Source organism: Treponema sp. R6D11 (assembly GCF_054786075.1).
The window spans coordinates 1-314 of the sequence record NZ_BDHD01001383.1 but is presented as its reverse complement, the minus strand read 5'-3'; the positions used below and the strand labels follow the sequence as shown (position 1 = coordinate 314).

The following is a 314-nucleotide window of genomic DNA, read 5'->3' as shown; positions in this document are numbered from 1 at the left end:
AGGCGTGGTTCATGGGAAAACATTACGGGTATGAGCCGCAGGACTTGGCGGAACTGTATTTGGCGGCGTCTTTGCACGACCTCGGCAAGCTTGCGATTCCTTCCGCCATTCTGGAAAAGCCGGGCAAACTTACCGACGAGGAATTTAACGTTATCAAAAAGCACGTTTACCTTACTTGGGAGCTTCTTAACGATGTCGAAGGATTTGAAACTATATGCAGATGGGCGTCCGACCACCATGAAAAATTGGACGGTTACGGCTACTCTTTCGGGAAGAAGGCCGTTGAACTTGACTTTAACAGCAGGCTGTTAACC

General features: G+C 49.0%; 1 protein-coding gene. It reads left to right on the top strand.

Features of this window, described 5'->3' with window-relative positions; translation table 11 throughout:
* Positions 1-11: 11 nt before the first annotated feature.
* A partial coding sequence (locus ACYVTD_RS18850) for an HD-GYP domain-containing protein (protein WP_461249109.1) occupies positions 12-314 on the top strand: 303 nt, incomplete at its 3' end.